Annotated in this window: 22 protein-coding genes; 6 read left to right on the top strand and 16 right to left on the bottom strand. The window is 59.8% G+C overall.

Annotation, left to right across the window (positions count from 1 at the left end):
* Positions 1 to 189: 189 nt before the first annotated feature.
* The 3 genes from G452_RS0107795 to G452_RS0107785 form a co-directional block, all read right to left on the bottom strand.
* A complete protein-coding gene (locus G452_RS0107795; protein ID WP_022661698.1) occupies positions 190 to 690 on the bottom strand; it encodes a hypothetical protein in 501 nt (166 codons plus the stop codon).
* 157 nt (positions 691 to 847) lie between these two features.
* The gene (locus G452_RS0107790) at positions 848 to 1126 is read right to left on the bottom strand and encodes a hypothetical protein (protein WP_022661697.1); all 279 of its coding nucleotides are present in this window, start codon (positions 1124 to 1126) and stop codon (positions 848 to 850) included.
* Positions 1127 to 1129: 3 nt separating this feature from the next.
* The gene (locus G452_RS0107785; protein ID WP_022661696.1) at positions 1130 to 1900 is read right to left on the bottom strand and encodes a hypothetical protein; all 771 of its coding nucleotides are present in this window, start codon (positions 1898 to 1900) and stop codon (positions 1130 to 1132) included.
* Positions 1901 to 2460: 560 nt separating this feature from the next.
* On the opposite strand from G452_RS0107785, the gene G452_RS0107780 reads away from it, so the two are divergent.
* Together G452_RS0107780 and G452_RS0107775 are read left to right on the top strand one after the other, a co-directional pair.
* Complete coding sequence (locus tag G452_RS0107780; RefSeq protein ID WP_020886703.1) at positions 2461 to 2736, top strand: type II toxin-antitoxin system Phd/YefM family antitoxin; 276 nt, start codon at positions 2461 to 2463, stop codon at positions 2734 to 2736.
* On the top strand, positions 2736 to 3062 hold the full coding sequence (locus G452_RS0107775; RefSeq protein ID WP_022661695.1) for a type II toxin-antitoxin system RelE/ParE family toxin: 327 nt from the start codon (positions 2736 to 2738) through the stop codon (positions 3060 to 3062). Before G452_RS0107780 ends, G452_RS0107775 begins: the two co-directional genes overlap by 1 nt.
* Positions 3063 to 3077: 15 nt before the next feature.
* On the opposite strand, the gene G452_RS0107770 is transcribed toward G452_RS0107775, so the two are convergent.
* From G452_RS0107770 to lexA, 12 genes are all read right to left on the bottom strand, one after another.
* Positions 3078 to 6392 (bottom strand): CHC2 zinc finger domain-containing protein, encoded by a 3315-nt coding sequence (locus tag G452_RS0107770; protein WP_022661694.1) that lies wholly within the window; start codon positions 6390 to 6392, stop codon positions 3078 to 3080.
* Positions 6389 to 8617 carry an SF1B family DNA helicase RecD2 gene (gene recD2 / locus G452_RS0107765; protein ID WP_027189107.1) on the bottom strand — a complete coding sequence of 743 codons (2229 nt, stop codon included), beginning with the start codon at positions 8615 to 8617 and terminating at the stop codon, positions 6389 to 6391. Before recD2 ends, G452_RS0107770 begins: the two co-directional genes overlap by 4 nt.
* A complete protein-coding gene (locus tag G452_RS0107760; protein ID WP_011367843.1) occupies positions 8569 to 9051 on the bottom strand; it encodes an ERCC4 domain-containing protein in 483 nt (160 codons plus the stop codon). Before G452_RS0107760 ends, recD2 begins: the two co-directional genes overlap by 49 nt.
* A complete protein-coding gene (locus G452_RS0107755; RefSeq protein WP_011367844.1) occupies positions 9051 to 9524 on the bottom strand; it encodes a DUF669 domain-containing protein in 474 nt (157 codons plus the stop codon). The genes G452_RS0107760 and G452_RS0107755 overlap by 1 nt, the downstream gene beginning before the upstream one ends.
* Before the next feature lie 12 nt (positions 9525 to 9536).
* Positions 9537 to 10307, bottom strand: a complete 771-nt coding sequence (locus G452_RS0107750) for an ATP-binding protein (protein WP_022661692.1) — start codon at positions 10305 to 10307, stop codon at positions 9537 to 9539.
* A gap of 26 nt (positions 10308 to 10333) precedes the next feature.
* A complete protein-coding gene (locus tag G452_RS0107745) occupies positions 10334 to 11350 on the bottom strand; it encodes a PD-(D/E)XK nuclease family protein (RefSeq protein ID WP_022661691.1) in 1017 nt (338 codons plus the stop codon).
* Entirely contained in the window at positions 11347 to 11682 is a 336-nt protein-coding gene (locus G452_RS0107740; protein WP_011367847.1) for a hypothetical protein, read from the bottom strand. Before G452_RS0107740 ends, G452_RS0107745 begins: the two co-directional genes overlap by 4 nt.
* A gap of 104 nt (positions 11683 to 11786) precedes the next feature.
* Entirely contained in the window at positions 11787 to 12371 is a 585-nt protein-coding gene (locus tag G452_RS0107735; protein WP_022661690.1) for a sigma-70 family RNA polymerase sigma factor, read from the bottom strand.
* Between the two features lie 195 nt (positions 12372 to 12566).
* Positions 12567 to 12893 (bottom strand): hypothetical protein, encoded by a 327-nt coding sequence (locus G452_RS0107730; protein ID WP_011367849.1) that lies wholly within the window; start codon positions 12891 to 12893, stop codon positions 12567 to 12569.
* Positions 12894 to 13215: 322 nt separating this feature from the next.
* Entirely contained in the window at positions 13216 to 14280 is a 1065-nt protein-coding gene (locus tag G452_RS0107725) for a hypothetical protein (protein ID WP_022661689.1), read from the bottom strand.
* Positions 14273 to 15439, bottom strand: coding sequence for a hypothetical protein (locus tag G452_RS0107720; RefSeq protein ID WP_022661688.1), 1167 nt, complete (start codon positions 15437 to 15439; stop codon positions 14273 to 14275). Before G452_RS0107720 ends, G452_RS0107725 begins: the two co-directional genes overlap by 8 nt.
* A gap of 46 nt (positions 15440 to 15485) precedes the next feature.
* Positions 15486 to 16109: a transcriptional repressor LexA gene (lexA, locus tag G452_RS0107715; RefSeq protein ID WP_022661687.1), complete on the bottom strand. Its 624-nt coding sequence runs from the start codon at positions 16107 to 16109 to the stop codon at positions 15486 to 15488.
* 302 nt (positions 16110 to 16411) lie between these two features.
* On the opposite strand from lexA, the gene G452_RS0107710 reads away from it, so the two are divergent.
* Genes G452_RS0107710 through G452_RS0107695 form a run of 4 tightly spaced genes read left to right on the top strand, consistent with a single transcriptional unit; the run spans position 16412 to position 19211 of the window.
* Complete coding sequence (locus G452_RS0107710; RefSeq protein ID WP_027189106.1) at positions 16412 to 16654, top strand: hypothetical protein; 243 nt, start codon at positions 16412 to 16414, stop codon at positions 16652 to 16654.
* A gap of 34 nt (positions 16655 to 16688) precedes the next feature.
* On the top strand, positions 16689 to 17213 hold the full coding sequence (locus G452_RS0107705; RefSeq protein ID WP_013219093.1) for a DUF2924 domain-containing protein: 525 nt from the start codon (positions 16689 to 16691) through the stop codon (positions 17211 to 17213).
* Positions 17206 to 18792 (top strand): recombinase family protein, encoded by a 1587-nt coding sequence (locus G452_RS0107700; RefSeq protein WP_022661686.1) that lies wholly within the window; start codon positions 17206 to 17208, stop codon positions 18790 to 18792. Before G452_RS0107705 ends, G452_RS0107700 begins: the two co-directional genes overlap by 8 nt.
* Positions 18789 to 19211 carry a hypothetical protein gene (locus G452_RS0107695; RefSeq protein WP_022661685.1) on the top strand — a complete coding sequence of 141 codons (423 nt, stop codon included), beginning with the start codon at positions 18789 to 18791 and terminating at the stop codon, positions 19209 to 19211. Before G452_RS0107700 ends, G452_RS0107695 begins: the two co-directional genes overlap by 4 nt.
* 250 nt (positions 19212 to 19461) lie before the next feature.
* Here the strand turns inward: G452_RS0107695 and G452_RS21980 are convergent.
* A partial coding sequence (locus G452_RS21980) for a hypothetical protein (RefSeq protein ID WP_211213493.1) occupies positions 19462 to 19724 on the bottom strand: 263 nt, incomplete at its 5' end.

Here is a 19724-nt window from a genome sequence, read left to right as displayed (position 1 = left end):
GCTTATGCGCACACATGCCAAGCGGATATCGAGAGCTGCAGGAAGAAATCGAGGAGTGGAAATGATGATCGGCAGCCGGAGAATGCCGATTCCGAAAGTGCAAGGAACACGTCTTATCCGCAATTCCACGTGAAGTTGTCTGCTGCAAGTCGCCGTGTGCCGGGGTCATCGGAAAAGCCCTCCATGGTGTTATCCGCAATTCTTTCCGCGTTTCTTGCGGCCGGAGGGTTTCGCGCCCGGGGCGTTGGCAGCCTCGGCCACTTTCTCGAGCAGCGCCGCCGCCCATTCCGCCGGAGAGGTCTGGGGACCTTGCGGCTCCTCACCCTCGCGGGCGATCTTGGTGGTCTTGAGATCCTTCATGTGGCAGCGGATCATGCGGTCGAGGCTCTCGGCCGCTTGGGTGTTCCCTTCGATCTGGGCGCGGACCAGCTTGACGGAGTAGACGCCCACCAGTTCGACCTGAAGGAAGTCACTGGACTTGTTGAACACGAAGTCCTGGTTGAGACGCTCGATGATCACGTCGAACATGACCTTCTCTTCCGGGGTCAGACAGCGGTCGGCAAAGATGCCGTGACGCAGGCGGTTCTGATTGCCTTCAGGCGCACCAGGGCCGCGCCGGGGCGGTTCTGTCTTGCCCTCGTTGCGGTGCCAGCGGTCCATTGTCTCTTTGTCAGGTTTGCTCAAAGTCACATCGATTTCCTGCCAATGTTTGTTCTTTTATGCCGGGATGCGGGGCGGGAGACCAATTTAGCCTCCAAACGCGCTCCCGCCGGTTCAGGGGTTACTTACCGGAAGCGGCGGCCAACTGTCGGTCCCGATCCTGTTTTGTTCACCCCATCCCTGGGGCTCACCCCTCCGGGGCTTGCGCGAAAAACTGCTCCTGGCAGTTTTTTCGTTCGGCGGCGATGATCTGGTTGACCCGGCGGGTGGTCACACCGGCGAGGTTGGAGATCTCCTGGCTGCTGATCCCCTGTATATGAAGGGCAAGCACAAGGTCACGGCGTTCCTGGTAAAACCGGCTCGGTGCTGAAACCCAGAGAATTCCGGTGTAGTGCTTCTGGATCTGCTCGAAGAGTTCCTCGGGCAGGACATCCTTGGCGTTGGCGTAACGTTTCTTTTTCTTCACGGCTCAATCCTCCACTTTCTTCATCCACGGCTGCGGCACGTCCGGGTTGTAGAACCGCAGCGTGCTGGGACGCCCGGACTTCGGCCCATGGATAATTTCGATAGAACGCTCGGTGACCTCGCCAATCTCCTGATCGCCATCGACGAAGCAGACCAGGCCGTAGTCCTCGCCGCAGGGAAACCGAAACCGGCCCTGGTTCTGATAGAGGCGTGCCTCGGACCAGCCCTTGGCCATGGCCTCCTCACGGATGGCGTCGACCTTGGCGACAGCCTGGGAAGTCACCGGCTGCTTACATTTCCAAGCTTGGTTCCCGGGATAAATCCAGTCCTTTCTGGGAGCTTCGACGGGTTTCTCCTGGGACTCGGGACGAAGCGCGGGTGGCCGGTAGTTCTTCGGGGAAAAGGACTGCAGGACCTCCTGCAAGTGTTCCTTGCCGAACTCCCGGATGGACAGTTCCTGCATGGCGTTGAATCGCTGCCGCAGCGTATTCCAGGCATCCTCGGGGAGCTTTCCGGCCTTGTGCGCGGTTTGGGCGGTGACCATGCGGGAACGTAGCCAGGCAAAGTATTCAGGCGACAGACGGCGACACAGCGTGCCGTCGATCTCCATGTCTTCAGGCCAGTCGCGGGCGTCTTCGATCTCGTGGATGTCGAGCCCGGTGGAGACATAGATGGCGGGCTGCGGTGGTTGCGGTGGTAATAATGGGGTTTCACATCCGGCCGAGGCTTCCTGCCCTCCGGCGGTGTGCTTGATCATGGTTTTCAGAAGGCTCATGGCTTCGGGCTCCAGAAATACGGGTTAATCGCTTTTCCCGTTACTTACCGGAGCTGCCCTGAAACCGTCGGTGACCACCCGCTGCGGTGGATATGTGCGGTGGTTGCGGTGGTCGTGCGGTGGAAGGTTTTCTTGTCCCACCGCAGGGGGTAGTTCTTTGTTTGTTATTTGTTTTTAGATAGTTATGAAGAAAGAGAAGAGAGAGTGCGGTGGTTGCGGTGGTATTTGGGGAATGTCTCTCACGCTGGGCCGGAATTTGCCTGGCGTGGGATGTCGGGTTGGTAGGTAGAAAAAATATTTCAACCCATAGGGGGTGAGACCTCTGGATTTACCACCGCAACCACCGCAAAAGGCATGAAAGCCTTATCTGGCAAGGGTTTGGCGTGCGGTGGCCATCCACCGCAAGAGAGAGCGGTGATCACCGCACCACCGCAAAAGAAAAGGACGCCCGAGAGCGTCCTGGATGATTTTCCAAGCCACCACGGTGGCGACTCGGAGCGTTTCAGATTGACAGTTGACCTGTTTTCGGACTATATTTGGTCATACAAAGGAGGATGGATATGAAGCTATCGAGCCAAATCAAACCGATCAGTTACCTGAAAGCCCATGCCGCAGAAATCGTGCGCAACATGTCCGGGCAAGGTGAACCCCTGGTCATCACTCAGAATGGCGAAGCCAAGGTCGTGATGCAGGACATCGAAAGCTATGAGCAGACCCAGGAGACCATGGCCCTTCTGAAGATCCTCGCGCTCGGCTCGCGTCAGATCGAGGAAGGCAAAGTCCAGCCCGCCGGTGATGTCATCCAGCGGCTTCGCGACCGGAGCAAGAGTCGCTGATGACCTTCCAGATATTTCTGACCGACGATGCGTCACGGGATTTGGAGGAGTTGTACGACTACATTGCATCCCACGACGCGCCGGGAAAAGCGGATTACGTTCTCGATCAAATAGAGAAGGCCTTTTCGAGCCTCTCCGAGAACCCGGAGCGAGGAGCCTATCCAAAAGAACTGCTGGCCATAGGGCTTCGCGAGTACCGTGAGATATTTTTCAAACCCTACCGCATCATCTATCGAGTCATGGCCGAAAATGTTTATGTCATGGTGATTGCCGACGGCCGCCGTGATATGCAGACCTTGCTGCAACGTCGTCTATTACAGGCATAACTCACCAGTTCTCCTTCATTTCCCCCTGTTCGCGCTGATCCAATACTCGAAGTTCTTAGTGTGGGCGTTGCGCTGCCGGTCGATGTCGAACCCGGCGTCCCGGATGACGTCCAGGTCGTTGCTGATGCGCCGACCGAGCTGGGCGGGCTTCTTGTATTCGAACTCGAGGTTGAATTCCCGGCCGACCCTGCGCAGAGCCGCGAGCAGCCTTCCCGCAGACACCGGTTCCATGGTGTTCTCGTTCTCGAACCTCACCTGGTAGCGTTCGATGAACCCCACCACATGGTTTGCCCGGTCGTCCTCGCCGTAGCGGGCCTTCTCGTCCAGCTCCACCGCGTTCCGATAAGCGTGGAAGAGCGACGCCAGCGCCGTGGCGATGGGGTTCGACTCCCGGGCCATCTCCTGGCTGGTGTCGTTGATGGAATGTATCTGCTCGATGAACAGCGGGCTCAGATCCTCAAGTCCGGTAGTCACCTCGTGATCCTCGGACCCGGCCAGCATCATCAGGTACATCAGGCTCAGATAGTCGTTGCAACGGCGCTTGCCATGGGTCGGCATGGTTCGGTGCAGCAGGCGCATGACCTGTTTCTGGGCTCCGTCCCGGATCATCGCCAGCACATGGCTGGTCCGCTTCATGATGGCCGAGATGATCAGATCCCGGTTCTGCTGGATGGCCGAGATGACCTCCGATTCCAGAAAGCAGTCGCTGGCCTGGTTGGCGAGGTCGAAGTTGATGACGAAGGACCTCGACAGGATCTCCGAAAGTTCCCCGCACAGCGGCTCGATGCCGGTGGTGTTCAGCAGGCATTTGGTCCGCTCGGTGATGGTCTCGCTGTCGGTGCCGCTCTTGCGTTTCTCCTTGGCGATGCCGGTGATGCTGGTCAGCATGAAGGTGGTCAGATCCTCGGTCATCTGCTTGACCTCGATGTTGTCGAGGACGATGAGTGGGTTCTGCGAGCCATCGGTGTAGTTCGCCGCGTCGGTGGCCTTCTTGTGCTGGGGCTCGCCGTAAAGCAATGTCGACGTGATCTTGCTGGCGGTAGTCTTGCCCGATCCGGCCGAGCCCTCGAAGCGGGTCATGGGCCGCGTCCCGGCGAAATCGATCAGCAGGAAGCAGGAGAGCCAGGAAAGGATGAGAAAGCGATCCCCCTGCGGACAGGTCATGTTGCCCACCAGCAGATCGACCAGGAGCCGGTCCGCCTCTTCGAGGTCGGCGTCGGGCAGGAATTTCAGCGGCTTCATCTTCCGCGAGCCGTCCAGGATGATGCCGTCCTCGTTGCCGCCGTTCTTCATGATCCGGATCTCGTCCGGGGTGATCTTGGCGATCTCGTGCTCCGGGTTGTTCAGATTGAAATAGACGGTGTAGGAGGCCACATCGGTGTGCAGCCAGGAGAAATGGTCGCGCACCTGGCCACGGATCATGGCCAGGCTGGGCAGCACCTCGAAAAATGTCCGTCCGCCGCCCGTGGTCGGCACCATACCCGTGTGCTTGTAGAGCATGGCCGCGTAATGGCGCTTGCGGCCCCGGTCCGGTGAATCCATCCAGTAGATGGCGTTGTCGAAATACATGAACGGCTCGCCCTGCAGGGTGTGAAAGAACTGGGCACCGTTGGCGTTGAACCAGTCGTAGGCAGCCTCGGCGGCCAGGGTGTAGTCGGGAGCGCCGTTCTCCAGTTCCGTGTCGATCAGCACCTCGTCGACCCGGGCGCGGCATGATCCGGGCATCGCGCCGGACATCCGCTTGGCCTTCTTCTTTTCATTACGGAACTCGACCTTGCGGTCCTTCTGGATGGCGCGGATCTGCTCTTTCAGGGTGGCCATCGAAACGCCACCGCCGATGCGCTCCTGCACCAGCTTCAGCAGGCGGGCCTGTTCCAGCGGCGACTGCTCGGAAATCTCCCTCAGGATCGGTTCGAGCAGGCGGTTGCGTTCCTCCTCATCAGCGCCCTCGGGTAGCGAGCGCACGCCGAACTCGATGGGCGTGCTGGCTTCTGCGAGCAGGCGTTCGAAATCCTCCCGGGTATGCCCGGCGGCAATGTAATCGTTGACGTCTATCTTGGCGGTGGCGAGAAGCGCCTCGGCCGCCTGAATCTCTTCGGCGGGACGTCCCGCCAGCAGCTTGGCCAGCTCCTTCGGCCCCACGCTCGCCGTCAGGCCGAAGCGTTTGGTCAGCTCCTGCCGGGCCGAGATCTGTGTCTCCGACAAGGGCAGCGTCACCAGGCGGGTGTCGATCTTGTGTTCGGCCAGGGTGCGAGCGGTTTGCAGCGCCCCCTTGAGACCGGCCTGGGAGAGTTCGTTGTCCTGACAGATGTAGACGGTTTCGACGCCGCGCAGCTTGGGGATCAGGCGCTCCCAATCGGCGGCCCGGATGCGAACGGTGACCGGCGACACGGTGGGCAGGCCCAGTTGCATCAGCGCCAGGCAATCGGTCACCCCCTCGGTGATGATCACCTTGCCGGGCCTGGCCAGCAGGCAGTCCTCGTTGAACAGCAGCGCGTTGTTGATGAAGTCGGCGACGTAGGGCCGCTGGTGCTCGTCGTGAACCGGCAGTTTCTTGTATTTCCCTTGCTCCCAGCCCACGTCCGGGGTCCACGGCGTCTTGCGGCCGATCATGAACACCACCCGGCCACGGCTCCAGTAGGGAAAGACGATGCGGCGCTCGAAAAATGGCGTCAGGCCATCCTGGCTCGTGGGCCGGAAAGCGCCGGTGGCGGCAAGCTCCCGCTTGGAGAAGCCGTCTTCGCCCCGGGTCAGTTGGGCGACCGCGCCGGACGCGTTGTCCGCGTAGCCGATCAGGAGATCGTCGATGGTCTCCTCGCTCAGGGCGTATTTGGATTTCAGCCAGTCGAGGACCTCCGGCGACTCCTTGAGCCTGGCGTGGTAAAGCCTGGCCAGCGCGGTCAGCGCGTCCTTGACCCGCAGTTCGAAGGCGCGGTCGGCCTCTGTCTGGGCCAGACGCTCCTGGCTGAGGCCATAGCGCGACAGCGGCGGCAAGCCCGCCTTCTTGGCGAGATAGTCCCGGGCCTGACGGTGGCTGTCCGGCATCGGACCGGATTGCCCGGCGGTGACCGAGCCCGTCTGAATGAACTCAACGAGCTGCAGCACATCACCGCCGACTCCGCAGCCGAAGCAGTACCAGCCCTGCTTGTCGAGCATCACGTGCAGCGACAGACGCGACTGGCTCTGATGGTTGGGGCAGTCGCACATCAAGCGCTGGCCGGTCTCTTGGGTGATCCGTCCCGGCAGGAGTGCCCGGGCCACGTCACCGATGTCCATCTCGGTGACGAGCCGGTAATACTCCCTGACGTTATCCGTTCCGCCCATACTCATTCGACCTCCGCGACACGGGCGAAATCGGCCTCCGCGTGCTGGGCGGCGTCCAGAAACAGGGGCAGAAAGGTCCGACGGTCATCCACCTGGCAACGCTTGGCGCAATTCTGGATGCCCCAATGGTCGCCCAGGACAATGGCGGTGCGCCGGGCGCGGGTCACTCCTGTGTAGAGCAGATTGCGGTGGTGCATGAAGGAATGTGCCTTGTGGACCACCACCACGGCGCAGAGGAACTCGGAACCCTGGGTTTTGTGGATGGTGAGCGCATAGGCGAGCTGCAGGTCCTGAAGGTCGGGCGACCCTTTCTCCAGCTCCACCGGCATGCCATCGAAGTCGATGACCAGGGTGCCGTTCGCGAGGACATCGACCACATAGCCGATGGCACCATTCATCACGTTCAGGTCGTAGTTGTTCCGGGTCTGGATGACCTTGTCGTGCTTGAGAAACGGGGCGCGGCGGCCTATGGCGACCGGCGGTACTTCGGTGTTCCAGAGTTTGCGCTGGATGAGCCGCTGCAGTTCCTCGTTCAGTTCTTTGGTGCCGAGCGGCCCCTTGTGGGTCGGCGTCAGCACCTGCACGTCCTTGATGATGTCGAAACCCAGGGCATCGAGCCGCTCCTGAAACAACTCCAGCAGGAACGAGCGTGCCGCCATCGGGTCGGTGAACTGATCCACCAGATACCAATCCCGGCATCCGGATACCGACGCCTCGCTGGTCTTGCGCACCTCGCCCTTAAGAACGGCGGTGCAGTTCTCCTTGAGGACGCCAGCCTGGCGCACGACCTTGTCGAGGATGACCGTGGGGATGGCGCGTGTCTGGATCAGATCGCGCAGTATGTTTCCGGGTCCCACCGGCGGAAGCTGGTTGTGGTCCCCGACCAGCAGCACCGTGGTCCGCGACAAATCGACCGCCTCGAACAGGTGCCAGGCCAGCGGCACGTCGACCATCGAAAACTCGTCGACCACCAAGACGTCGGCATCGATGGGATTCTCCTTGCTGCGCGAGAAACCCTTGCCGTCATAGCCGAGCAGACGGTGAATGGTGGTGCCGCTGCGACCGCTGACTTCCTCCAGGCGCTTGGCTGCCTTGCCGGTCGGCGCGGCGAGCACGACCTCCAGATCGCTCTCCTCGCAGATGGTGTTGATGACTGAAATGGTGTAGCTCTTGCCCGAACCGGCTCCACCCGAGATCAGGCTGATGCTGTGTTGGAGGGCCGAGCGCACTGCGTCGAGCTGCTTCTCGTTCAGCGTCGCCGCGCAGCGCCGAATCAGAGCATCGAATTTCTTGACGGACTGAAAATGAGGGTTGGGTGTTTCGGCCTGGCCGAACAGCGCGGCCAGCTCCCGCTCCATGCGGACGATCTCCGGCAGAGCGACCACGAAACGCCCGCCGTGGGAATCGCAGGAAAGCGCCTGTTCTTCGATGAGCGCGTCGAGGGCGCTCTCGATACGAACCCGGCTGTCCAGGGCATCCATGACCAGCAGTAGATTGGCCTGGTCGACCAGATCCTCGTATTCGATCCAGCAGTGGCCATTGTCCAGGGCTTCACGGACGCAGAAATTCAACCCGGCCCGGATACGAGGGGTATGGTCCTTGGGGGTTCCCAGCTTGCGGGCAATCTTGTCGACCTTCTTGAAGCCGAATCCCCGGATCTCCCGAATGAGAATGTACGGGTCTTCCTTCAGGATATCGAGGCAGTTGCCGCCGAGTCTTTCGACCAGGGTGGTGACCTGATGATGGGTCAGGCCGAATGCCGACAACCAGGCCATGACGGCGTTGACGCTGCGGTTCTTCAACCATTCGTCGCGCAGCCGCCGGGCCGCGTCCATGGGTAGCCGGGCTTTCAGCGCGATGCGTTCGGGGTCACTCAGAAGGGTTTCTTCAAAGGCGTCGCCGAAACTCTCGACGATCAATCTGGCCTTGGCCGGACCAATGCCCTTGATCTCCGGATGGTTGGCCAGATAGTGGATCAGCCCCTCCGGATCGAGTTCGAGATCGTGCTCCATCCCGTCGACCTTGAACTGACGGCCGTATTTGGGATGGGTGGACCACGACCCGAGCAGGACCACAGGCTGATTTTCACGGGCGAACAAATTGCCCGCGAACTGGACTTCCTCACCGGTCGGGGTGAGCAGTCGGCCTGCGGAGAACTTGGGTCCGGCATAGTAAACGCGCTCTATTCTTCCCCGGAGTCGCGCCGGGTTACTCTCATTTCTTTTTGGCATCTCGCGATCCTCCGGTGAAAACGTGTCAGGTACTCCTCGACAAAACGGCAGGCGGCCTGCCGGTCCGAGCAGAAGTAGACGGGGACACCGAAGTCGACGACGATGGAGGCGACCGTTCCGATCAGCGCGTGCGGGTGGGCATCGCTGCGGTAGCGGCCATCGACCAGATCGCGAAAGTTGCACTCGACAACCACGCAGGCGGATTCGTAGGCGGAGAGCTTTTCCAGTTCGCGATGGAACCGCTTTCGCCCTCGGATGACGGTGGAGACGAAATCCGTCAGGGATTTACGCTCCACCGCCACCCGTTCCTCGAGGCCGACCAGCGAGTAATCACCGGCGGGCAGCGCCTTGCGAACCGCCGAAACCTTGTCTGTATCGAAGCTGTAGGGCTCCTGTTCGCGGGTGTCGACGACAACGGTGATCCGGTCCATCATCAGAACGGGATCATGTCGTCCATCGCCGCGCCGGGAGCCCCGGCATCGTCGGCCATGACAATGCGACGGTTGAAGTAGATGTTCTCGTTTTCACCACGAGTGCGTTTGGTCACCTCCAGCTTGATGTTGAGAAGCTGCTCGAGGTGGCCCGGCAGGTCGGAGAGTTTCTGAAGCTGCAGCCCGCAGGTGTAGAGGTCCTGCTTGAGCCACTTGATGTTCTCGTTGCTGGCCATGACGTTGTTACGCCAGAGCAGACGGCCCTTGTGGGTCGGCGCGAGAATGCGCAGGGTCCACTTGAGCATGGGATTGCCCGAGGTCTGGGCGCGGGTCAGTTCGACCCGGTCGACGTTGACCTGGTACTTGCCGTCGGGAACGGCCTCGAACTCACGTTCCTCGACTTCGGCGGTTTCGAAGGCGTCGTCGAACTGCGCCAGGTCGAGGTTGCTGTTGGATTGGTTTTCGTAGTGTTCCATGGTCGGATCTCCTTACTGTTGGGGTTTCGCCGCCGCACTCGCGGTCGGCTCCGGCTTCGGCCGGGCGGCACTCGCCGCAGCTCCGGCTGCCGTGTTGTTGAAGGCTTTCATGAAGCTCGAAAAATCGAGGGGGATGACTTCGGGGAGGCGACCGGTGCGGTCACCGGCGTCGTAGTTGGGACTGGGCTTGGTGCGCATCACGCGCTGCCATACAGGCTTGCCGTCCTCGCCGGTTTTCATGTCCAGGTCGCAGAACAGGATCAGGTCCACCAGACCGGTGACCAGCTTCCGCGCCTTTTCCGGCAGCGTCGGCACGATGCGGGTGTGTTTGCCGGTCCGGGTCTCGATGTCCCGCTCCTGGGAGTGGGAAATCAGGATTAGCCCGTAGGGCAGGAAGGCGAGCTTGTTGATGACGCGCTGGAACTCGTTGTTGATCAGCGCGTAGCCCTTGCCGTAGCCCAGGTCGGATTCGTGCTCGATCTTGAATTTCTTGCAGACGTAGTCCGAGCACATCTTGTAGGCGTTATCCACCGTGTCGACGACGATGGTCTTGAACTCGTGCTTGCCCTCGGCGATCTCGGCGCAGGCCTGCAAGAGGTCGTCCCAGCAGGTGATCGGGGTCTGGAACACCTCCAGGGCGTTCAGGCCCGGCTCGGTCGCCAGGAACAGTGCGTCATCGGCCTTCGAGCACCAGGTGCTCTTGCCGATCTTGCTCGGGCCGTACACCAGGGCGGTGAGATCCGAGAGCGTGTGTTTGGGTTTGCTTTTGGTCTTGGGAAGCATGGCTTCGTCTCCTTATGGTTGGGATTTCAGAACACCGGAGCGGCGTCTTCACCGGCTCCGTCCCGCAGCTCTTCGTGCGGGGCGATCCGTTGGAAATGGTTTTCGATGACGTTGGGGTTGCCGCCCGAGCGGCAGAGCTGGAAGTAGGCGCAGGGCCTTCCGTACTGGAAGCAGTAGCTGGTGTTGCGGTAGAAGATGTCGCGCCGACGGGCGTCGAGCATGGCCTTGGAGAGTTCCCACAGCTCCGCCCGCAGTTCCTCGAACTGGTCGCGGGAGATGTAGAGCACCTCGCGATGAAACATGCCCGGCTCGAGGTACTTCTCCTGGAGCCGTTGCTGGAAGGTTTCGTCGTCCTCCGGCAGCTTGCGCTTGGCGCTGCTCTTGCCGGTTTTCGACTTGGCGATCAGCTCCGCCCGCCGGGCCTCGAATTCGGCTTCGGTCTCACCCTTGCCCTGACGCAACTTGGCCTTGACCAGGACGTTGTAGATGATGCCGCTGACCGTGATGCCGAGGGTCTGCTCCAGGTACCAGGCGTAGAGGATGATCTGGAAATCGGTCCACAGCCGCTCCAGGTAGCTGGCGTCGATCTGCGAGGCGGTTTTGTGTTCCAGTAGGAAATACTGGCCATCCTGACGGACGATGCCGTCCACCTTCCCGGCGAGAATGAAACTGCGCGAGGTCGCCCCGGTCGCCGGGTTGACGATGGGACCTTCGAAGGTTTTCTCGAGCGCGACGACCTCGAACTCTTCGGCCGGGTAGTGTTCCGCATAGGCGCTCATCATGGCCCGGGCGAGATGCCAGTCGGCCTGTTGATGGTCGTCCTGCGCCCGGTTCGGATAGGTCCGGTCGATATGGTCGAGGACCTTGGACAGATTCCGCTCGCCGTGCCAGCACTCCAGGCAGTCGTGGATGACCGAGCCGAAGGCCAGATTGGGGTCGCGCTCGAGCGGCACCAGCTCGTCGATGTAGCGCCACTTGCAGGCCATGCGGCAGTTGCGGAACAGCCGCCACATGGAATAGGTGGTGGTCATCAGCTCGCTCATACCGCCACCCCCGCTTCGGCGGCGGGCGCTGCGCGATGCTTGGAGGCACAGGCGCAACCCGACGGCTGGGTACGTTCGATCAGGACCGAGCGTTCGCCGTATTCCTTGGTGGCGAAGCCGGTGAAAATGCGGGCGAGGTCGCTGCCGACATCGGTGGAGGCGTCTATCACGCAGGTGCGTCGGGCCTTGTCCAGATTGAACCGGCTCTCCATCCGCACACGGGAACGGCCATGCAGGCTTTCGACGGCCAGCATCGCCAGCATGAAAGTGTCTTCCAGTTCCTGGGCCGGGACCGACTCGTCAAAACGGTACTTGTAGGTGTCGTGAGTCATGGTTGAACTCCTCTTTCGTTCAGGTTCAGATTTCCGAGGCCCCGGATAGCCGCACCATGCGGCACGGTGCTTACTTACCGGAGCCGGAGCCGATGCGTCGGAGATCACAGGTAGTCCTCAAGCCCGGCCTCGCGGAACGCGTCCCGCAGCTTGCTCAGCCGGTCGTAGAGGGTGGTTCTGGGGATGCCCATCTCCCGGGCGATTTCGGCCATGGTGCTGTCGTGCAGGCGCACGCACAGATTCCGGAGCTCTTCCGGCAACGAGGCGATGGCCAGGTCGAGATCCATGCGGATCTCATGGGCGAGACGCTCCCTTGTCTCGCGGGTGCCGCTTCCCAGAGAGCCTTCGCTGTCCAGGAAGTCGATCCGCTCGGTGGTGTCGCCTTCGCCGTTGTCGAGGGGTTCGTTGAGTGAGGTTTGGCAGAGCCGCCAGTCCCGGCATTGGGCGAACCGGGCCTCCAAAATGGTGGAGATGTGACGTTCGACGATCCGGGCCATGAAGGTGGTCTTCTTGGCCTTGGCGGGATTGAAATGCCGCATCCGCTGCAGCAGATCGATCATCAGTTCCTGTTCGAGGTCGTGTCTGTCGTCCTCGGTGAATCCGGCCTTGCCTACGAGTTGACGTGCTTTGTGCCGAATGAGGTTGGCGGCATACTTGTCGATGCCGTCGTAAGAATTCTGTGAAACCATCGGGGCCTCCTCGGAGCGAGGAGGAGGTCCGCGTGGGTGTCGGCACGGGCCAGATCACAGGACAAAGCTGTCGCGTGGGCGAAGGGGTCGCAGGTACGCCGCCAATTGCCGTATTCGGCTCGGCGACACCCACAACAGCCTCCGCCATGCGTCCAGCTTGTTGTCCAGTGTCTAAGGGTTCAGGTCGTTACGTGTTCAGGCTGCCCGTTCCTCGATGCGCATCAGGAACGGGAGACCGTGCTTGATTTCGAGCAGGCAGACTTTTCCGCTGCCCATCTGCGCGAGATGCTCCAGCAGCGCCACGACCTCTTGCTTGAGGATGAAGTCATCCTGGTCGCGCTCGGGCCGGGGACCGCTCTGTCCGCCCAGCTTGATCTCGCGCTCGATGACCGTATCAGGGGTGAGTTCCGGCTCGCCGTCGCGGACCGGAATGTTGGTGATGCGGCCGAAGTTGATGTCCTGCATCAACTCGATGAGTCGCCGCTTCGGTGGGGTGAGGTGTGCTTTGCTTGTCTGGTTCATGCCGAACCTCCTTCATTTCTGGACCGACCGGGAGACAGGTCCGGCATGAATTTCCCGGGTGGCGGTCGTGAACTTTTTGTGTTCACCAGACCTGTCACCCTGCTTTGGCGAATTTTCGTTGCGACCCCCAAAAACGCCCTGGCTCAAGAAGGAGGAAAGCCCGTAAGGCTCTGATTGGTGGTGGATTTACAGAGGAAAACTTTTTTAACTTTTTTTGCCCGGCCCCAGTGAAATTTCACCGAGCGGGCCTCCAAGACGCAAAAAGCCCCGATCCAGAATCCTGAATCGGGGCTATAGATTTGTCGGGCGCTAAAAAGGGTGGTCAGTAAACCTCGGCACCTTCCGGGAGGATGCGGAACTTACACCGGTAGGTCTTGGTGTCCTTGATCCATTCGATGGGATCGTCATCGAGCCGGAAGAATTCCCGCAGGTGCTTCGACAGCTCTTGCTTCTGTTTCTTCAGTTTGTCCGACGCGTATCGGCTGTGCCAGTCGATCTCGCCACGGGAGTTGGCAAACCCCTCAAGCAATTTCCATTGTTCGGTAGGATTGCCATTCTTCCTGCTCGCCATTCCCATTTGCGTATAGGTGTATCGACCGCTCTGATCTCCCGCCCATATTGTGACGGTATGGCCATCACGGAATTGAATCTTGATTTGCGCCCATGTGGTGCCCGGCGGTGTTGAAAAAAATACCGTGCCGCCAGAATCCGGCTCAGGCACCTGGCCGATAAGGGGTGCGAATATTGCGGCCTTGTCCCGACGGGTCATAAACCGTGGTACATCTCCCAAGTGCAGTTCTTCGTTCAGCGCAATGAAGGGGCTGCTTCTCTGCGCCAGCAGTGTTTCAACTGCAGGACTAAGATGAAGGCGCGTGGGCGCGATCAGGACAAAGGGCTTGGGGATCGAGAGACATAATGATCGAACGACCTCTGCCAGCGCATCCATGCTGTCCTGCATCGTCAGAACAACCGGGAAGTCCATCCCCGCCGTGGGTATGAAATCGCCCAGTCTCCATGTATGGGGCAGTCCATCGAGTTTCGACTCTCGGTGTTCTATTCCCAAGGCCGTGCAGATAGCGCCATTGATGGCTGACTGCTTGAGCCGGTAGATCAGGGTCTGCCTTGTGGTGAGTTGGACGGCTGGATATTCCTTTTCATTGCAGATGGCCCGGATGTTGGTCTTCACATGGGTGACAACACTCCGTGGGCATCCGAGGCCACATTCCGTTGGGCAATCCACGGCGGTCGCGTGATTCTTGGTCAGTTGAAGGAAGTGATCCCGAAACAACGGGTATCGGTCCCAACCGGAGAGCGCCTTATCCCAATCGAACAGCGCCGCCGACTTTCCAGGCAATCTCTCCAGATATGCCCAGAAGGGATCACTCATCCGATGTCCCTCCGGCTCCGACAATAAAGCCCCTGAGTCCGAGCCAGCGCTCGATAACCTCGGCATCACCATCCCGCTTGAATTGCGCCCGGTTGCCTGAACTCAAGGTGACCGACCTGGGCGTCTTCGAACCGTCGAATTTAATCTGGAAGCTTGCCTTCACGATCTTTCCGCCTGCGGGAAGGGATTTTTCCCGATCACGAAGGGAGGCAAACAGATCCTCGGACCGACGAATCTCGACGTCCTTATGAGCGCCGCCCCAAAAGACCTGAACTTCCTTGAGCCTGACATACTCGATGCCATCGACGTCGTCACATAGGAGCGCGTCCTCACCAATTTGCCGCAAAGGTTCCAGGTCAAATCGGCTGCGTTCGTTGAAGAACTCTTCGTCTCCGAACAGGTGAAATCCAAATTTCTTGCGGTAGAGCTCCTTCTCACCTTTGGTTTCTGCGTTCATACGGATCTCCCCGATGACGGGGTTGTATGCAAGCACGTCGAATTTTTCAGGACGAAAATACTGGCTGGTGGACTCACCGGCCTCAATGACCGCCTCACGGGCATAGGGCTTGCCATGGCGCACGAGGTACCATGTGTGACCCTCTTTGGGATAGACGAATACCTTGGAATACTTACCTCGACGTTTCTTGGAAAACCATTCGTCGAGATCGGACTCAAGGGCCGCGAGGGTTTCCTCGGATGGCAGCACGAAATCCGGCAGCGGGTTTTTCTTGGTCTTAAAATACTCGAAGGACCTGACGTTCATGAAGAACTGCTCGGCGTGTACCTTCTCGATGATTTCCCGGTCAGCCATCCAAACCTGGATCGCCAAGTCTGCAGGGGCGGCGTTCTCGCCAATTTCCACGTCGATGTCCGTTCCGGCGATCTCATCCTGAATGGAGTCAAAACCCTCGGGGGTCGAAACCTCATTCACATAAAACAGCGCCTCGGCCAGATCATCCGGGGTCGTACTGTCCGGCGTCAGCAAAAGGTGGCTGAGGGCGTTGTAGTCCAGGCCATCTTCCTGCTGGACTGGTGGCAACTCTACGCCGCGAGCTGAAAAATAAGCGGCATGAGGTTCCAGAAAGGCAATGAGATGCTTCCTGTCGATTCGCCGGAGCATCTCCGGCTTCGAAAAGCGGCGTAGGTTAAAAGTTGCCATCAATTACTCCTGTCGTTTTGTCGTTACTCTTCCATGTCTGTCTCGATCAATTCCGTTTCCATCCAACGACCTTGCCTAAAACTCGAAGGTCATCCTCCGGCCTGATCCGGATCTTTCGTACCTCCGGGTTCTCGGGCACCAATTCGATGAGCTCGTCTTTGATTTTCAGCCGCTTGACGGTTGCCTCGTTGTTGAGAAGCGCGACAACGATGTCTCCGTCCTCGGCGATGGGCTGCTGCCGCACGATGATCAAATCACCATCGTTGATACCGGCACCGACCATGCTGTCACCCACCGCACGGAGTGCGAAGTGCTTTCCGGAACGAACCACGGCTGACTCGACCAGCACCTGGCCGGTGATGTTCTCTTCGGCCAGGATGGGGCTGCCAGCGGGCACCACGCCCACAATCGGTACAGCTACCAGGGCGGCGGCCATCTCTCTGGGACGGCGGGCGACGGCAATGCCGCGAGACTTCCCGTCCTCTCTCTTCAGGTATCCCTTGCGCACCAGTTGGTTGATCCGGTCGTGGGCACTCGCCGGGCTGATTTCAAAGATCTCGCTCAGTTCCTTCACCGTTGGAGGGAAGCCCTTGGCATTGACAAAACGACATATCGCTTCGAGCGTTTTCCGCTGCAACGGCGTTATCTCATCCGTCTTCGCTTTGCCCATGGCGTCTCCATTTCTGTTGAAAGACAAAAAGGCGCAATGCGCCAGCAAACCCTAATAATATAAACCTGATGCATATCAGGTCAAGAAATAATCTCACACCTGATTTCCGACACTTCCACGAGCCCCTCGGTAGGTAAGGCATTGAAGAATGCCGGTTTGAAACCGGACGAGTAGTTAGAAACCAGATAACCGACCAGAGGCGGAGCTGAGGCGGTTGTGGGTGCCATCGAACGCGCATCCCGACCGCCGCCGTTTTCTGGCATCCACACCATCCAGCCCCCCGGTCCCACCGGAGGTGTTCGATGTTGGATGTACAGGAAATGAATGATGGGCCGGGGCTTGATGACCTTGGCGAAAACGGCAAACCCGGCCGCCTGTCGAGTGAGGCGAGGCTCCAGTCAGCCGCCTCGATTCTGGCCACGGCGGTCCTGCGCCGAAAGGCAAAAAAAGCATGTGTAGGCAATGAGTTAGAGATTTTCGAAGATTCTTCCCCCGTGCTCGGAGAAGGACTTGATTCATTGCCGGAACAGAGCATTCATTCATGACAACTCGTCCGGAAACCAAAATAAGGAGTTGAAAATGAATGAGTTACAGAACGCCGCCACCGGCGGCAAGAATCAGGACCGAACCCGAAACTCAGTCCTTCGGCAGATGGCCCTGCTGCAATCCATGTCCCTGGAACAGCTCCGGGAAAAATGGCTCGACCTCTACGGAGAAGAGCCACCCCAGTACAAGAAACAATTCCTCATCAAGCGGCTGGCCTATCGCATCCAGGAGCTTTTCTACGGCGGGCTGTCCGAACAGGCCAAGGTCCATCTCCAGCAGGCCGCCAAGGAGGACCCGGTCGCCACTGTCAATCGACGCATCCCAGAAGAGCGGAAATCGAACGAAGCGATCCTGCCCGGGACCAGACTGGTGCGGGTCTGGAACGACCGGCGCTATGAGGTGATCGTCCTTGCCGATGGCTACGAGTTCGAAGGCCGCACCTTCCGGTCGCTCAGCGCGGTGGCCAGGGAGATCACCGGGACCAGGTGGAACGGCAAGGTCTTTTTCGGACTGAAGAAGGTTTACGGCAGAAAAGCCGAGGGAGGTTCGGATGCTTGATAACAGCAATGTCGCGCCGGGCAAAAACAAGACCCTGCGCTGTGCCATCTACACCCGCAAGAGCCACGAGGAAGGTCTCGAACAGGAGTTCAACTCGTTGGATGCGCAACGGGAATCGGCGGAACACTATATCGAAGCCCAGAGGATGCGTGGCTGGACGGCTCTGCCGGATCGCTACGACGATGGTGGATTCTCGGGTGGAAACATGGAGCGCCCGGGGCTGCGTCGCCTGCTGGCGGACATCGATGCCGGGAAGATTGACGTGATCGTGGTCTACAAGGTCGACCGGCTGTCCCGCTCGCTGCTGGACTTCATGAAGATGATCGACCTCTTCAACGAGAAGGGTGTCAGCTTCGTCTCGGTCACCCAGCACTTCAGCACCACCGACCCCACCGGCCGAATGTTTCTCGGCATCCTGATCACCTTCGCCCAGTACGAGCGGGAGGTCATCGCCGAGCGCATCCGGGACAAGGTGGCGGCCGCCAAGCGCCGGGGGAAATACTGCGGCGGCGTACCCATTCTTGGATACGACGTCGACCGAGACAACAAGAAGCTGCTGGTCAACCCGGATGAAGCCAGGACGGTGCAGTACATCTTCCGCCGATTCATCCAGATCGGCTCGGCCAAGAAGCTGGGCCAGGAATTGAACGAACAGGGATACCGCACAAAAGCCTGGACCACCAAGAAAGGCAAGGTTCGCGAGGGCTCAGAATGGAATACAGGCCACATCTACCGGCTGCTGAACAACCGGGTCTATATCGGCGAGATTGCCCACAAGGATCGCAGCTACCCCGGTGAGCACGAAGGAATCATCGACCGGACGACCTGGGACAAGGTGCAGGCCATCCTGGAGGACAACAAACCGGTCAAGGTTTCCATGGCAAGAACCAAAATGGTCGCCCCGCTGAAAGGCGTCATCCGCTGCGGCCACTGCGGATGCGCGATGGGACCGACCTACGCCCGCAAGAACGGCCGCCACTACACCTATTACATCTGCCAGAAGGACAGCAAGCGGACCGTGAGCCGGTGCCCCCTCAAACGGATTCCCGCCGGGGACATCGAGCAGGCCGTGGTCGAGCAGTTGAGCGCGGTGTTCCGCACGCCGACGCTGGTGGCCAAAACCTACTTCGCGGCCCGGGACATCGAGCAGGTGGAGCGGGAGCGGCTGTTCAAGCAGAAAGCCCAACTCGAAATGGAGCTGTCGCAGGCGCGGAAGCAAGCCATCGAACTGATGAAACCCGGCAGCGATCAGTCGGGCAAGACCGAAATGCTGACGACGGTCAATCGCCAGGCGGTCGAGCTCTCGAAACAACTGACCCATGTGAGCGAGCGATGCAGAGCCTACCAGGGGAGCAGCATCACGGAACAGGATGTGTCGGAGGCCTTCCAGAATGTCGAGGGCTTCTGGGAAGACCTTTTCCCGGTGGAGCGAAACCGGCTCATCCGCCTCCTGGTGGATAAGGTCGAGATCCGCGAGACCGGAATCGATATGGAGCTGCGCACCAACGGGCTGACAACACTCATCGCCGAGCTGGCTGGTCTGGCATGCGAAGTCACCGAACGGAGGGTAAGCCGATGAAAATGAAGCCGACCATTACCGTAGCCGACAACGGCAACCTGCAGATCCACATCCCGATGCTGATCCGGCGCATGCGCGGCCGCAAGACGGTCATCGCGCCCAAGGCCCTGGATGGAGATATCCCCGGGGCGCAGGAGCCGGTACAGTCCGCCGTCCTCCAGGCTCTGGCAAGGGCCTTTTCCTGGGCCGACATCCTCGAATCCGGCCAGATCAAGTCCATCAGCGAGCTTGCCCGTACCCTCGACGTCGATGGCTCGTATGTGGCCCGCATCCTCAAGCTGACGACCCTGGCCCCCGACATCGTCGAAGCCCTGATCAACGGCGAGGAACCCAACGGGCTCTCGCTGGCCAAGCTGACCCAGACCTTCCCCGAGGACTGGGCCGAGCAGCGCCGCCAGTTCGGCTTCGCCACCGACTGACGACCGGACCGGAGACCACCCCAGAGAGCCGACCATCAGCGTCGGCTTTTCTTCTTCGGGGGCAGGAAACCGGAGTTGACCACGCTTCTTTTCATGGCCGAGGCGGGTGATTTCGAAAAAAACGTCCGGTTGCGGCATCGAGCGATGACCTAAGACAACCGCCCAAAACGGCAACCAGCCGCAAACCCATATCAATCAAGGATGTAGCTTTCCGGACGAGCTTCGGACTTGGTCCGGAGAAAACAGAGAATCAGGGGCCAAACAGAGAAAAAAAGGCGGGAGGATGGGGAGAATCGATGGTGCGAAGAGGTGCTTTGGAAAGATGTGAAACGGGCGCAAACCCTTTGGAAACAAGGGAAAAAAGAAAACCCGTCACCCCGGAGAATGACCCCAGAGAGACGGGTTTGTCTTTTGTTAATGGTGGAGGGAACGACGACCTACCGCAAAACAGTCTCAAAGCCCGCGCTCCTCGTAACTCCTTGATAATAAACGCCGAAGTCATCTCACACAACC

The organism is Paucidesulfovibrio longus DSM 6739 (genome assembly GCF_000420485.1).
Lineage (GTDB): Bacteria > Desulfobacterota > Desulfovibrionia > Desulfovibrionales > Desulfovibrionaceae > Paucidesulfovibrio > Paucidesulfovibrio longus.
The sequence above is the reverse complement of the archived record's forward strand: the minus strand, read 5'-3'. Positions and strand labels throughout refer to the sequence as shown.